Origin of the sequence: Aestuariivirga sp. (assembly GCF_047600585.1) — a bacterium.
Lineage (GTDB): Bacteria > Pseudomonadota > Alphaproteobacteria > Rhizobiales > Aestuariivirgaceae > Aestuariivirga.
In genome coordinates, this window is sequence record NZ_JASGKP010000001.1 from 2,609,680 (window position 1) to 2,624,591 (window position 14,912).

General features: G+C 65.7%; 10 protein-coding genes. 6 read left to right on the forward strand and 4 right to left on the reverse strand.

The annotated features are described in order from the left end of the window. Nucleotides 1-42 precede the first annotated feature (42 nt). From ade to QM801_RS13005, 4 genes are all read right to left on the reverse strand, one after another. The gene (gene ade, locus QM801_RS12990; RefSeq protein ID WP_415019636.1) at nt 43-1,776 is read right to left on the reverse strand and encodes an adenine deaminase; all 1,734 of its coding nucleotides are present in this window, start codon (nt 1,774-1,776) and stop codon (nt 43-45) included. Next, complete coding sequence (locus tag QM801_RS12995; RefSeq protein WP_415019637.1) at nt 1,773-4,166, reverse strand: aldehyde dehydrogenase family protein; 2,394 nt, start codon at nt 4,164-4,166, stop codon at nt 1,773-1,775. Before QM801_RS12995 ends, ade begins: the two co-directional genes overlap by 4 nt. 9 nt (nt 4,167-4,175) lie before the next feature. Next, nucleotides 4,176-5,144 (reverse strand): deoxyribose-phosphate aldolase, encoded by a 969-nt coding sequence (deoC, locus tag QM801_RS13000; RefSeq protein ID WP_415019638.1) that lies wholly within the window; start codon nt 5,142-5,144, stop codon nt 4,176-4,178. A 71-nt stretch (nt 5,145-5,215) separates the two neighbouring features. Further along, nucleotides 5,216-7,297 carry a formimidoylglutamate deiminase gene (locus QM801_RS13005; protein ID WP_415019639.1) on the reverse strand — a complete coding sequence of 694 codons (2,082 nt, stop codon included), beginning with the start codon at nt 7,295-7,297 and terminating at the stop codon, nt 5,216-5,218. Between the two features lie 87 nt (nt 7,298-7,384). Here QM801_RS13005 and hutI point away from each other — a divergent pair, with 87 nt between their 5' ends. The 6 genes from hutI to hutU are packed head-to-tail and all read left to right on the forward strand — an operon-like array spanning nt 7,385 to nt 14,909. After that, nucleotides 7,385-8,590 carry an imidazolonepropionase gene (gene hutI, locus QM801_RS13010; RefSeq protein WP_415019640.1) on the forward strand — a complete coding sequence of 402 codons (1,206 nt, stop codon included), beginning with the start codon at nt 7,385-7,387 and terminating at the stop codon, nt 8,588-8,590. Continuing rightward, the gene (gene hutH / locus QM801_RS13015) at nt 8,587-10,125 is read left to right on the forward strand and encodes a histidine ammonia-lyase (RefSeq protein ID WP_415019641.1); all 1,539 of its coding nucleotides are present in this window, start codon (nt 8,587-8,589) and stop codon (nt 10,123-10,125) included. The genes hutI and hutH overlap by 4 nt, the downstream gene beginning before the upstream one ends. Further along, nucleotides 10,122-10,925 (forward strand): N-formylglutamate deformylase, encoded by an 804-nt coding sequence (gene hutG / locus QM801_RS13020; protein WP_415019642.1) that lies wholly within the window; start codon nt 10,122-10,124, stop codon nt 10,923-10,925. The genes hutH and hutG overlap by 4 nt, the downstream gene beginning before the upstream one ends. Further along, on the forward strand, nt 10,918-12,057 hold the full coding sequence (locus QM801_RS13025; RefSeq protein ID WP_415019643.1) for a CaiB/BaiF CoA transferase family protein: 1,140 nt from the start codon (nt 10,918-10,920) through the stop codon (nt 12,055-12,057). Before hutG ends, QM801_RS13025 begins: the two co-directional genes overlap by 8 nt. Beyond that, entirely contained in the window at nt 12,054-13,214 is a 1,161-nt protein-coding gene (locus tag QM801_RS13030; RefSeq protein ID WP_415019644.1) for an acyl-CoA dehydrogenase family protein, read from the forward strand. Before QM801_RS13025 ends, QM801_RS13030 begins: the two co-directional genes overlap by 4 nt. A 12-nt stretch (nt 13,215-13,226) precedes the next feature. Then, a complete protein-coding gene (gene hutU, locus QM801_RS13035) occupies nt 13,227-14,909 on the forward strand; it encodes a urocanate hydratase (protein ID WP_415019645.1) in 1,683 nt (560 codons plus the stop codon). Nucleotides 14,910-14,912 lie beyond the last annotated feature (3 nt).

Genomic DNA, 14,912 nt, shown 5'->3' on the forward strand with positions numbered 1-14,912 from the left:
TCCGGCGAAAATCAAACACCTTGAGGGAAGAGGCTGCGCCCTTCAGGGGGCGTCGTTCAGGCGGGAAATCAGCTCGAACCGGTCCACATCGACAAGGCCCCGGTCGGAAATCTTGAGATGCGGGATCACCGGCAGCGGCAGGAATGCAACCTGCAGGAAGGGCTCGGGCAGCACCGTGCCCAGCGACTTCGCAGCTGCCCTGAGCGGAATGAGCCCATCATGCACATCCTCGAAGCGGCGGTCGCTCATCAGGCCCGCAATTGGAAGCGGCAGATCAGCCAGTACCTTTCCACCTCCCGCCACCACGAAGCCGCCCTGCATCTCGATCAGGCGGTTGACGGCCACGGCCATGTCCTCCTCGCTGGCGCCCACCACGCAGATATTGTGGCTGTCGTGACCGACGGTGGAGGCAATCGCGCCAGACTTCAAACCGAAGCCATGCACGAAGCCGCGCCCGATGTTGCCGTTCTTGCCGTGGCGCTCGATGACCGCGACCTTGATCGCATCCTGCTTCAGGTCACAGAGAACCGCACCATCCCTTTCTGGAAGCGTCATGCGCAGATGTTGCGTGATGATCTTGCCCTGGTCGACGCCGATCACCGAAAGGTTGCGGCCCTGGCCTTCGATGCGGAAGGCGGCGGCCGTCACGGGCTTTGCCTTCACGCTGTTGTAGCCCACGGGCACCACGGTTTTGCGGGTGGCAAAGAGAGCATCGTCCACCACCCTGCCCCGCGCCAGCACCGTGTTCACCCGGCAGGCTTCGAGATCGTCCAGCACCACGAGGTCGGCCCGCCAGCCCGGCGCCACGAGTCCCCGGTCCTGCAGGCGGAAGGCCCGCGCGGCGGAAATGCTGGCGGCCCGGTATGCGACGATCGGCGCCACGCCATGGGCAATCGCCGTGCGGATCATGAAATCGAGATGGCCCTCCTCGGCAATATCCAGAGGATTGCGGTCGTCGGTGCAGAGCGCAAGGAACGGCGAGTGCCGCTCGGTCATGATCGGCAGCAGGGCGTGGAGGTCCTTCGACACCGAGCCCTCGCGGATGAGAACGTGCATCCCCTTCGACAGTTTTTCCAGCGCTTCCGCGGCAGTCGTCGACTCATGCTCGGTGCGGATCCCCGCCGACAGGTAGCCGTTGAGATCAAGTCCGCGAAGGAGTGGCGCGTGGCCGTCGATGTGGCGGCCCTCGAACAGCGCGAGCTTGGCGAGGCATTCCGCATCGTGGAAGAGCACGCCCGGAAAATTCATCATCTCCGCAAGGCCGATGCCGTGAGGATGATCGATGAAGGGGCGCAGGTCGTCGGCGGTGATCTCCGCACCTGATGTTTCAAGGTGCGTGGCAGGCACGCAGCTCGAAAGCTGCACGCGCAGGTCCATGATGGTCTCGGCGGCGCAATCGAGGAAGTAACGGATGCCCGAAACGCCCAGCACGTTGGCGATTTCGTGCGGATCGCAGATGGCGGTGGTGACGCCGTGAGGAAGCACGCAGCGGTCGAATTCGAGCGGTGTGACAAGCGAGGACTCGACATGAAGATGGGTATCGATGAAGCCCGGCACCACCACCTTGCCACTGATGTCGATCTCCTTCGTACCGCGGTAGAGGCCGTAGGTACCGACGATCACGCCATCGCAGATGGCGATGTCGGAGGAAACGAGATCGCCCGTGACCAGATCGAAGAACTTGCCACCCTTGAGCACGAGATCGGCGGGGCTTGCGCCCTTGCCCTGGTCGATCCACCTCTTGAGGCTGTCGGTCCTGTCGCTCATCGCCGTCATTCGCCGTAGGGAATCCAGATGTTCTTCACCTGCACGGAGCGGCGGAGATACTCGTGGCCCTGCGCCTGCACGGCATCGAACCAGTTCACCTTGCGGCCGCCGAAGGTCCAGGTGGCCTTGAGGTTACCGGCAGAGGCCTTCTCGACCATCGCCGCACCCTGCGTGGACCCATGATACCACATGGCGGCCACTTCATCGTGCTCGGCCAGCGTCTTCGCCAGTTCATCGCGCGCACCCGTGACGATGTTCACGGCGCCACCGGGAACGTCCGACGTATCGAGCACCTGATAGAAGTCGGTGGCGATGAGCGGCATCTCCTCCGACGGCACAAGCACGGCACGGTTGCCCATGGCGAGCACCGGCATCAGCAGCGAGACCATGGCGAGAAGCGGCGCGTCCGTGGGGCAGACCAGCGCCATCACGCCGTAGGGCTCGTTGAAGGCGAGCGTCGTCTGCTTCTTGGCATTGGTGGAGTGGATGCGGCCATCGTATTTGTCGGCATGGGCGGCATAGAAGAAGATGCGCTCGAGTGACGCCTCCACTTCGCGTGCCGCGTCCCGCGCAGAATGCCCCGCCTGCACCAGCCGTTTCGCGAACTCGTCGCGCCGCGCGCCCAGATTTTCGGCGATGAAGTAGAGCACCTGTGCGCGGTTGTGGGCCGAGGCGGACGACCACGCGGAGGCCTTCACCGCTGCTTCGACGGCATTGCGGATATCCTTGCGGTTGCCGAGGCCCGCCTGCCCGATCACCTTGCCCTTGGCGTTGGTGACCGCATAGGAATAGCCGCCGTCGGGACGCGCCTGCTTGCCGCCCACATAGAGCTTGGCGGTGCGGTCGATCGCATCGGGGGCCAGCGGTTCGCCCCGCACAGTGGAGCCCGCAAGCTTGCCCTTCGGCGAGGACGCATCCTTGGGCAGTGCCTTCAGCCAGTCTGCGGTGAGATATTCATACAACCCTTCGCGCCCGCCCTCGCGGCCGAAGCCCGATTCCTTGTAGCCGCCGAAGCCGGCGGCCGCATCGAACAGGTTGGTGGAGTTGATCCACACCACGCCGGCCTTCATGCGGGCTGCACCATCCAGCGCCACGTTGATGTTCTCGGACCAGATGGAGGCGGCGAGGCCATAGCGCGTGTGATTGGCAAGTGTCGCCGCTTCGTCGGGCGTACGGAAGGTCATGGCCGCCACCACGGGGCCGAAGATTTCCTCCTGCATCACGGTTGAGGCGGGTTCGGCATCAAGGAAGAGCGACGGCGGGAAATAGTTGCCTTTCTGCGGCAGGGCGCCCGGCGCCTGCACCAGCGTGCCGCCTTCGCTTTCGCCCTTCTTCACGAGGCCGGAGACGCGCTGCAGCTGCTGCGGCGCCACCAGCGGCCCCATGTCGGTCGATTTGTCGAGGGGATCGCCGACCCGCAGCGTCTCCATGCGCTTCCGCAGCTTCTGCAGGAAGCGCGGCGCAATTCCTTCCTGCACCAGAAGGCGGGTGCCCGCACAGCAGACCTGGCCCTGGTTGAACCACACCGCATCGACGACGCCTTCCACGGCGGCATCGAGATCGGCATCCTCGTAGACGATGAAGGGCGACTTGCCGCCGAGTTCGAGCGAGAGCTTCTTGCCCGAGCCCGCCGTCGCCTGGCGGATGAGGCGGCCCACCTCTGTCGATCCGGTGAAGGCGACCTTGTCCACGTCCGGATGTGCGGCGAGTGCCGCACCCGTTTCGCCATCGCCCGTGACGATGTTGACCACGCCCTTGGGCAGACCCGCTTCCACGCAGGCCTCGGCCAATGCAAGTGCGGTGAGTGGGGTGTATTCCGCGGGCTTCAGCACCACGGTGTTTCCGGCGGCAAGGGCAGGCGCAATCTTCCACGCCAGCATCAGCAATGGGAAATTCCACGGAATGATCTGGCCGCACACGCCCACGGGACCATGGCCGGGGAACTCGCTTTCGATCAGCTGCGCCCAGCCGGCATGATGATAGAAATGCCGCGCCACCAGCGGCACGTCGATATCGCGGCTCTCGCGGATGGTCTTGCCGTTGTCCATGGTTTCGAGCACGGCGAAGAAGCGTTCGCGCTTCTGGATGTGGCGGGCCAGCGCGTAGAGGTGCTTGGCGCGGGCATGGCCCGGAAGCTTCGACCACGCCGGAAAGGCCTTGCGCGCCGCCTTCACGGCGGCATCGACGTCAGCCGACGTTCCTTGCGGCACACGGGCGAGGCGCTCGCCCGTCGCCGGATTGTCGACATCGATCCACTGTGACGCGCCGCCGGTGAAGGCACCCGCGATGAAATGGCCGAAGCCCTCCTTGTGGCGGGCAAGCCAGTCCTTCACATGGTCCGTCTGTTCCGGTGAGGGGCCGTAGTCCATGCTGTCGAGAATGTCGGAAACGCTGGGCATCACAGGTCCTCAGGCAATGGCGTGATGGGAGAGAGCGGCGTAGCGGCCGGTCACGTGGTGTTCGAGCTGGCGCTCGATATCGGCAAGAAGCGACGAAGCGCCGATGCGGAAGAGATCGGGCTCCAGCCAGCGGCGGCCCGCTTCCTCCTTCATCAGGATCATCCAGTTCATGGCATCCTTGGCGGTGCGGAGGCCGCCCGCCGGCTTGAAGCCCACGGCATGGCCGGTAAGCTCCCCATAATCCCGCAGTGCCCGCACCATGGTGAGGCTGACGGGCAGCGTGGCGTTCACGTCTTCCTTGCCGGTCGAGGTCTTGATGAAGTCCGCGCCCGCCTGCATCGCCACCATCGACGCCTTGTAGACATTGCGCAGTGTCTTCAGGTCACCTGTCGCCAGGATGGCCTTGAGATGGGCCTCGCCGCAGGCCTCGCGCATCGCCTTCACCTCATCGTAAAGCGCCTGCCAATCCTGGGTCAGCACCTGCTCGCGGAAGATCACGATGTCGATCTCGCGGGCGCCCTGCTCCACCGCCCAGCGGATTTCCGCAAGGCGGGTGGCGAGCGGCGTGAGGCCCGCTGGAAAGCCCGTGGCGACGGAGGCGACCGGAATGTCCGATCCCTCCAGCGCCTTCACCGCATGGGGCACCATGGAAGGATAAACGCAGACAGCCCCCACCTGCGGCGGCGCTGCGGAGAGGCCGAGCTTCTCCACGATATCATCCCGCAAGGGGCGCTTTGCCTTGGCGCAGAGGCGGTGCACGCGCCCTGCGGTGTCGTCACCCGCCAGCGTAGTGAGGTCGATGCATTGCAGCGCCTTCACGAGCCACGCCGCCTGATAATCCTTCTTGACGCTGCGGCGGGTGGTGAGGGTTGCGGCCCGGCGCTCGGCGGCGCTGGTGTTGACCTGTGCGGTTTCGAACCACTCCGGCGTGAAGGCGGTGCCCGGGTTGCGCGGCAGACTGTTGTGACCGGATTTCATACGACTGAACCTGAAAGAGAACGCATGGCCACCTTATGGCCCGAGCCGCCGGGACTTGCAAACTCGGCCACTCAATAGCGGGTCACAAGCTCATGGCCTTCGTGGAAAGTGAGGCGCACATGGGTGAGCGGAACGCCATCGAGCCAGGTGGTGCGGGTGGTGGTGAGCAATGCGGTGCCGGGCTCGACCTGCAAGGCCTTGGCGACCGGCTTCGAAGCCGGCGCGGCAAGGATGCGGATCTCCACTTCCGTGTAGGGCACCGTCTGCACCAGCCATTCGTTGGGACCGAGGGTGGTAAAGTCGGCGTCGCGCGCCTTCGGCAGGGCCGCAAGGCTGATCCAGCGCTCCTCCGCCTGATAGGGCTTGCCATCGGCAAGATGCAGGCAGAAGAGCCGAAGCAAGGTCTGGTTCTTCTTCGCCGCGAGAATGTCGCGCACGTCCTTCGGACCTTCCTCCTCGCGCCGCTGCAGCAGTTCGTAAGCGTAAGTGGCCCCCGTCTCCTCGATCGCCGCACGCACAAGCTGGATTTCGAAGCGGGCGGCGCGAAGCGGCGCCTGCCGCACCCGCGTGCCACCCTTGCGGCGGCGTTCGAGGAAGCCCTCGTCGGTCAGTTCCTTCAGGGCCCGGTTCACCGTGCCACGGGCGACACCGAATTCGCCCGCCAGTTCGATCTCTCCGGGGAGAAGGCTTCCCGGCGGCCAGCGGTTGGTGCGGATGCGTTGCAGCAGCGTCTCCTTGACGCCGCGATAGCCTTCCGCACCTTTGGCAATGGCAAGGCTCATCAGAGCTGACCCGTGAGATCGGCGATGGCCGCGCGATAGCGGCGGGCCACGTCCTCCCGCGCCACGTGCCGCCCGTCCCGCACCTGATGGCGGCCTGCGGCCCAGACATCGGTCACGACCGTATCGGGTGCCGCGAAGCACAGGCCATCGAGGAGCTGATCTTCCTTGAGTGCGCAGAGCGAGAGATGGCGCGAGTTCGATGGCCACGAGATCGGCAAGCCGCCCCGGCGCGATTTCGCCCGACCCACGGCCCAGCGCCTGCGCGCCGCCCTTCGCGGCCTGGGTATAGAGGAAGTGTCCGACCGAACCCTGCTCCGGCACCAGCACATTGCGGGCAAGGTCACGCAGGCGCTGCGAATACTCCAGCGTGCGCAATTCCTCGGTGAGGGAGATGCGGACGTTCGAATCCGATCCGACGCCGAAAGCACCGGTTGCGGCAAGCCACCCCGGTCCATTGAACGGTCCATCGCCGAGATTGGCTTCGGTGATGGGGCACAGGCCTGCCACTGCACCCGAGCGGGCAAGGCTCGCCGTCTCCGCGGCGGTCATGTGGGTCGCATGGATGGCGCACCAATTCGCGCCGACAGGCGTATTGGCAAGCAACCATTCCACCGGACGCGCACCCAGCCAGGCGCTGATCTCCTCCACCTCGCGCGGCTGCTCGGCGACGTGGATGTGGACCGGATGTTTTCCCGAAAGCGTAAGCGTCCGCTTGAGGTCATCCGGCGCCGTGGCGCGAAGCGAGTGCGGCGCCATGCCGACAACGGTGTCAGCAGGCAATCCCGTGGCGATGACACGGCACTTCTCAACAAGCTTCGAAAAACGTTCCACATCATTGCCGAAGCGCAACTGCCCACCTGCCAGCGGCTTCTTCTCCGCCCCGCCATAGGTGTAGAGCACGGGAAGGTGGCAGAGCCCGATGCCGGTGCCCTGCGCCGCTGCCATGATGCGGGCCGAGAGTTCGGCGAGATCGGCATAGGCCGCGCCGCCCTTCTGGTGATGCACGTAGTGGAACTCGCCCACGGCGGAATAGCCCGCCTCCATCATCTCGACGAAAACCTGTGCGGCAATCGCCTCAACGTGTTCAGGCGTCAGATGATCGAGGAAGCGGTACATCATGTCCCGCCAGGTCCAGAAGCTTTCGCGACCCAAGGCGCGATATTCGGTCATGCCCGCCATGGCGCGCTGGAAGGTGTGGGAGTGGAGATTGCCAAGCGCCGGAAGCAACGTATCCACCTGCACATCCCGCGCCTCGGGCTTGGCGAAGGCTTCAACCGAAGTGATGCGCCCTTGTGCCACAACCAGTCGGACATTCTGCACCCAGCCGTTCGTCAACAGCGCGCGGGCGGCAAAGATCGATGTGTTGGCCATGGGCGGCGCTCCGATATTATGTCTAGACATAATAATCGCAGAAGACTAGAACCCTGTAAAGCCCGGTGAGGCCGGAGAGTGAAAGACATGCCCAGGACCACGTCGCTTCTGATCAACGGCACGGCCGCAACCATGGCCTCCGGGCACTATGGCCTCATCGCCGATGCGGCGATTGCCTGCGAAGATGGCCGCATCGCCTGGATCGGCCCGCGCATGGATTGCCCCAAGGCCTACGCCTCCTTTCCCACCCATGATCTCGGTGGCCGCCTCGTCACGCCGGCGTTGATCGACTGCCACACCCATCTCGTCCATGGCAGCAACCGCGCCAACGAATTCGAAATGCGGCTCAAGGGTGCCACCTATGAAGAGGTGGCCCGCGCCGGCGGCGGCATTGTCTCCACCGTGACGGCCACCCGCAAGGCGAGTGTGGATGATCTTGTCGCCGCGGCCCTGCCCCGCGTCGATGCAGCGATTGCCGAAGGCGTCTCGGTGCTGGAGATCAAGTCAGGCTATGGCCTCGACATCGAGACCGAACTGAACATGCTGCGCGCCGCCCGCCGCATTCCGAAGAAGCGCCACGTGAAGGTGGTGACGAGCTTCCTTGGCGCCCACGCCATTCCTGCCGAGTACAAGGGCAAGGCCGACGCCTACATCGACGACGTTTGCATTCCCGCCCTCCGCGCTGCCCACGCCGAAAAGCTTGTCGATGCGGTGGATGGTTTCTGCGAAGGCATTGCTTTCTCGACGGCACAGATCGCCCGCGTCTTCGACGTGGCGAAGGAACTGGGTTTGCCGGTGAAACTTCACGCAGAACAGCTGTCGAACCTACATGGCGCGGAACTCGCTGCCCGCTACGGCGCGATCTCCGCCGAGCATCTCGAATATGTGGACGAAGCGGGTGTCGCGGCCCTCGCAAAGGCAGGAACGGTGGCCACCATCCTGCCCGGCGCCTTCTACACGCTGCGTGAAAAGCAGGCCCCACCCATCGACCTCTTCCGCAAGCATGGCGTTGCCATGGCGGTTTCCACCGACATGAACCCGGGCTCCTCGCCGCTCTCCTCGCTGCTGCTGGCGATGAACATGGCGTGCACCCTCTTCCGCATGACGCCGGAGGAAGCGCTGGCGGGTGCCACGGTGCATGCCGCCCGCGCGCTGCGGCTCACTGATCATGGCACCCTCGCCGCAGGCAAGGTCGCCAACTTTGCCGTGTGGAACGCTTCGCATCCCGCCGAGCTGGCCTACCGCATCGGCTTCAATCCCCTTCACGAACGCATCATCGGGACCGTCGCATGACCGCCATCACCCTCACACCCGGCGCAACAACACTGGCCCAGCTTCGCCGCCTCTATCGCGAGGAACTGCCGGCCCAGCTTGACCGCAGCGCCCGCTCGCAGGTGGAAGCTTCTGCCGCCATCATCAGCGCCGCTGCGGCGGGTGATGCTCCCGTCTATGGCGTCAACACCGGTTTCGGAAAACTCGCCTCGCTGCGCATTGCGCCCAACGACACGGCGACGCTTCAGCGCAATCTCATCCTCAGCCATTGCGCCGGCGTGGGCGAAGCCATGCCGCGGGCCGTGACGCGCCTGATGATGGCGCTCAAGCTGCTCAGCCTCGGGCGCGGCGCCTCCGGCGTGCGCTGGTCGCTGATCGAGCTGCTCGAGGGCATGCTGGCAAAGGGCGTGACACCACTCGTTCCGGCGCAAGGCTCGGTCGGTGCCAGCGGCGATCTTGCACCGCTGGCGCACATGACCGCCGCGATGATCGGTGAAGGCGAAGCCTTCTACAAGGACGAGCGCCTGCCGGGTGCGGAGGCCCTGAAGCGCGCCGGCCTCACGCCCATTCCGCTCGGCCCGAAGGAAGGCCTCGCCTTCATCAACGGCACGCAGTTTTCCACGGCCTGTGCGCTGGCCGGATTGTTCGATGCCTGGGACTGCGCCATCACCTCGCTCGTCACCTCCGCACTCTCGACCGACGCGATCATGGGCTCGACAGCGCCGCTTCAGCCCGAGATTCACAGCTTGCGCGGTCACGCCGGGCAGATCGAGGCCGCTGCCACCATGCGGCAACTGCTCGACGGCTCGGTGATCCGCGAAAGCCATCGCGAGGGCGACAGCCGCGTGCAGGACCCCTACTGCATCCGCTGCCAGCCGCAGGTGACGGGGGCTGCCATGGACGTTCTCCGTCAGGCGGGTCGCACGCTCGAGATCGAGGCCAATGCCGCAACCGATAATCCGCTGGTGCTCACCGCATCGGGGCAGATCGTTTCCGGCGGCAACTTCCACGCCGAACCTGTGGGCTTCGCCGCCGACATGACGGCGCTCGCCATTTCGGAAGTGGGCGCCATCGCCCAGCGCCGCATCGCGCTGATGGTCGATCCCACCCTCTCCTTCGACCTGCCGCCCTTCCTCACGCCGAACCCCGGCCTCAACTCCGGCTTCATGATCGCCGAGGTGACGAGTGCGGCGCTGATGAGCGAGAACAAGCACCTCGCCACGCCGTGCGTCACCGACTCCACGCCGACCTCCGCCAACCAGGAAGATCATGTTTCCATGGCGGCCCATGGTGCACGGCGCCTGTTCCGAATGAACGCCAACCTGCAGCGCATCCTCGGCATCGAGCTTCTCTGTGCCGCACAGGGGATCGAGTTCCGCGCGCCACTCCCCACCTCGGACGCGCTGCAGAAGGTGGTCAAGCGCGTCCGCCAGGATGTGATGACCATGGGCGACGACCGCTTCATTGCGCCTGATCTCGAGAAGGCTGCTGCCCTCGTCGCGACGGGTGCCATCGCGCAATCGACGGGCCTTGCCCTGCCGGACGTGGCTGCATGACGCCGGTCACGGTCAGCGCCGGTGACGGCCCAGTCATCCTCGGCTTCCCCCATGGTGGAACCCACGTGCCGGAGGCGATCCGCGCGCGGCTCAATGACAACGGCCTGATCCTCGCCGACACCGACTGGCACATTGCGAGACTCTATGACGGTCTGCTCGCGAGCGCGACGCGCGTGGAGGCGACCTTCCACCGCTACGTGATCGACGCCAACCGCGATCCCTCCGGCCATTCGCTCTACCCCGGACAGAACACGACGACGCTTTGCCCGCTCACCGACTTCGATGGCGTGTCGATCTGGAAGGAGGGTCAGGAGCCGAAGGCTGCCGACATCGAGGAACGCCGCGGCAAGTTCCACGCCCCTTATCACGCGGCGCTTGCCGCCGAGGTGGCGCGGGTGAAGGCGAAGCACGGCATCGCCATCGTCTATGATTGCCATTCCATCCGCTCGCGCATTCCCTTTCTCTTCGAGGGCGTGCTGCCTGACCTCAACATCGGCACCGACAACGGCAAGACCTGTGATGCGGAGATCGAGCGCGTGACAGCTGAGATCGCCGCCGCCTCGCCGCACAGCTCCGTTCTGAACGGGCGCTTCCGCGGCGGATGGACCACGCGCCACTACGGCACACCCGATAGCAACGTCCACGCCATCCAGATGGAAATCGCCCAATCTGCCTATCTGCAGACCGAGGCCGCGCCCTTCGCCTATGACACCGCAAAGGCTGAAAAGACCCGCCTTACGCTGAAGCGGATTCTGGAAGAGATTGAAGCTGTTGCACGGAGTCTTTCGCGTCATGGCTGAAGGACCGCTCACCGGTTTCCGCATCTTCGATCTCACCCGCGTGCTGGCGGGCCCCTACTGCACCGCGCTGCTCGCGGACCTCGGCGCCGAGGTGATCAAGGTGGAGCCGCCGGAGGGCGACGAGTACCGCCACATCGGTCCCTTCGTCTCGGGCGAGAGCGCCCTCTTCCAGCTCGTCAATCGCGGCAAGTCGTCGATCGTGCTCGATCTCAAGGACGAGGCGCAGCGGCTCATCGCCCGCAGGCTCGCGCTCTCGTGTGATTGCGTGGTCGAGAATTTCAGGCCCGGTGTCGCCGCGAAGTTCGGTCTCGATGCTGAGAGCCTCCGCGCCGAAAAGCCGTCGCTCGTCTATGCCTCCATCTCGGGCTTCGGCCAAAGCGGCCCGTGGACCGGCCTTCCCGCCTATGATCTCGTCATCCAGGCGCTGAGCGGCGCCATGGCGGTGAACGGCGAAGAAGGTGGCGAGCCGCTCAAGATGGGTGAAAGCGTCGCCGATCTCGCGGGCGGCCTCTTCGCCAGCTGGTCGATCCTCGCGGCCCTGCTCAAGCGTGAACGCAGCGGCGAAGGCGCAACACTCGATGTCGCCATGCATGATGCCCTGTTCGCACTTCTGCCGACCGCGCAGGCACAACTGTTCTACGGCGGCCGCGAACCCCGCAGCGTCGGCAACCGCCATCCGCTCTCCACGCCCTTCGGCTGCTTTGCTGCTGCCGATGGCTTGTTTGCCCTCTGCGTTCTGAACGAGCGGCACTTCGCAACGCTCGCCGCCCTGATCGGTCACACTGGCCTCGAGCGCGATCCGCGCTTCAACTCCGACAGCGCCCGCACGGCCAATGAGCCCGCTCTGAAGGCGCTCATCGAGGACTGGAGCCGCAGCCTCTCCGCCGATGAAGCCGTTGCCAAACTCACTGCCGCCGGATTGACCGCGGCCCCGATCCGCAGCTTCGGCGAAGCGGCCGCCAGTGCGCAAGCCACGGCCCGCGACCTCGTGAAGCCGCTGCCGCATCCCGTTCTGGGCGAAGCCCGCAGCGTGCCGCAGCCCGTGTGGTTCGACGGCACGAAACCGTCCGCCACCCGCGCAGCACCCGCGCTTGATGGCGACCGCGACAGCATCCTGAGGGGGATCGCATGATGATGGAACGCTGGCCCGGCCTTTCTCCCGATGACGCAGGCGTTGTCGACACCGTCGCCCGCTACGCCGAGCGCGAACTCGCACCCCGCGCCGCCGCCACCGATGCCGAGGGCGGCTTCGTCTCCACCCAGTTGAAGAGCCTTGCCGAGCTTGGCGTGATGGGCGCGAACCTGCCGGAGAGCGCAGGCGGCCCCGGCCTCTCGGCGCTTGCCCTCTTCGCCATTGTCGAGACGGTGGCGCAGGCCTGCGGCTCCACTGTCTCGGCCCTCACGGCGCATTATCTCGCAACCGATGCCATCCTGCTCGGCGGGAATGCCGCACAGATTGCGCACTGGCTTCCCCGCGCTGCGGCGGGCGAGGTGCTGGGCGCTTTCGCGCTCACAGAACCCACTGCCGGGTCAGACCCTGCCGACATGAAGACCCGCGCCACCCGCACCGCCGAAGGCTGGCATCTCACCGGCTCCAAGTGCTTCATCTCGAATGCGGGTGCGGCAGACTTTCTCATCGTCTTTGCGGTCACCGATCCCGCCGCCAAGCATCGCGGCATCTCCGCCTTCATCGTGCCGAAACCGACGCCGGGTCTCTCTGCCGGTCCGCCCGAGCGCACCATGGGCCTGCGCGGCGGTCATGTGCACAGCGTCAGCCTCGACTGCCATCTCCCGGCCGATGCCCTTCTCGGAGACACCGAAGGCAAGGGCTTCAAGACCGCCATGGTGGTGCTCGACAACGGCCGGCTCGAAGTCGCAGCCATGGCACTCGGCATTGCGCAGGCGGCCTTCGATGCCAGCGTCGCCTACGCCAAGCAGCGCGTCATCGGCGGCGAACCGCTTGCCAACCGTCAGGGCATCCGCTGGCAGGTGGCCGACATGGCGCTCGACATGGCGCGCTCGCGCGCACTTGCGCTCGATGCGGTGCGCCAGCGTCAGGCCGCCCATGAGACGGGGCAGCGCTTCACCCTTGCCTCCTCCTTCGCCAAGCTCGCCTGCTCCGAAATGGTGGGCCGCGTCACCGACGCCGCCCTCCAGATCCACGGCGGCTACGGTTTCGTGCGTGACGTCCCCATCGAGCGCTACTGCCGCGACGCGCGCATCTTCCGCATCTACGAAGGTTCTTCAGAAGTTCAACGCAACATCATATCCGCCCATGTTTTTTCCTGAGTGAGGACAGCCATGCTAGACCGCAAGAACAGCCGCGACATTTTCCCGCCGACGGGCACCACGCTCAATGCCAAGAGCTGGCAAACCGAAGCACCACTCCGCATGCTGATGAACAACCTGCATCCGGACGTGGCCGAGAACCCGCATGAGCTGGTGGTCTACGGCGGCATCGGCCGCGCTGCGCGGAGCTGGGGCGATTTCGACCGCATCGTCAATTCGCTCAAGTCCCTTGAAGCGGATGAAACCCTCGTCGTGCAATCGGGCCGCCCGGTCGCCGTCATCCGCACCCATGCGGACGCACCGCGCGTGCTCATCGCCAACTCCAACCTCGTGCCGCGCTGGGCCACCTGGGATCACTTCAACGCCCTCGATCAGAAGGGCCTGATGATGTACGGCCAGATGACCGCGGGTTCGTGGATCTACATCGGCACGCAAGGCATCGTGCAGGGCACCTACGAAACCTTCGCCGAAGCTGGCCGCCAGCATTATGGCGGCAGCCTGAAGGGCAAGTGGATCCTGACCGGCGGCCTCGGCGGCATGGGTGGCGCGCAGCCGCTCGCGGCCGTCTTCGCCGGCGCCTGCTGCCTCGCCGTCGAATGCGATGAGACCCGCATCGACTTCCGCCTGCGCACGAAATATCTCGATGCCAAGGCGAAGACGCTCGATGAGGCGCTCGCCCTCATCGCCCAGTGGACCAAGGCGGGCGAAGCGAAGTCCGTCGGCCTCCTCGGCAATGCCGCCGATGTCTTCCCGGAACTGGTGAAGCGCATGAAGGCGGGCGGCCCCCGCCCCGACATCGTCACCGACCAGACCTCTGCCCATGATCCGCTGCATGGCTATCTGCCCTCCGGCTGGACCGTGGCCGAATGGCGGGCCAAGCAGGAGAGCGATCCCAAGGCCGTCGAACACGCCGCCCGCGCCTCGATGAAGGCGCACGTGCAGGCGATGGTGGATTTCTGGAACGCCGGTGTTCCCACCCTCGACTACGGCAACAACATTCGCCAGGTGGCGAAGGAGGAAGGCTTCGAGAATGCCTTCGCCTTCCCCGGTTTCGTGCCAGCCTACATCCGCCCGCTGTTCTGCCGCGGCATCGGGCCCTTCCGCTGGTGCGCCCTCTCCGGCGATCCGGAAGACATCTACAAGACCGATGCGGCCATGAAGAAGCTCTTCCCCGAGAACACGCACCTTCACCGCTGGCTCGACATGGCGCGCGAACGCATTGCCTTCCAGGGCCTGCCCGCCCGTATCTGCTGGATCGGCCTCGGCGACCGCCACCGCGCCGGCCTGATGTTCAACGAGATGGTGAAGAGCGGTGAGCTGAAGGCGCCCGTCGTCATCGGCCGCGATCACCTCGACTCCGGTTCCGTCGCCTCGCCCAACCGCGAGACGGAAGCGATGAAGGACGGCTCCGATGCCGTGTCCGACTGGCCGCTTCTCAACGCCCTCATCAACACCGCAAGTGGCGCCACCTGGGTGTCGCTGCACCATGGTGGCGGCGTGGGCATGGGCTTCTCGCAGCACGCGGGCGTGGTGATCGTTGCCGACGGCACCGATGCTGCGGCGAAGCGCCTCGAGCGTGTGCTGTGGAATGATCCGGCCACCGGCGTCTGGCGTCATGCCGATGCGGGCTACGAGGAGGCGATTGCCTGCGCCCGCGAGAAGGGCCTGCGGCTTCCCACCATCCTCGGCAACTGACGG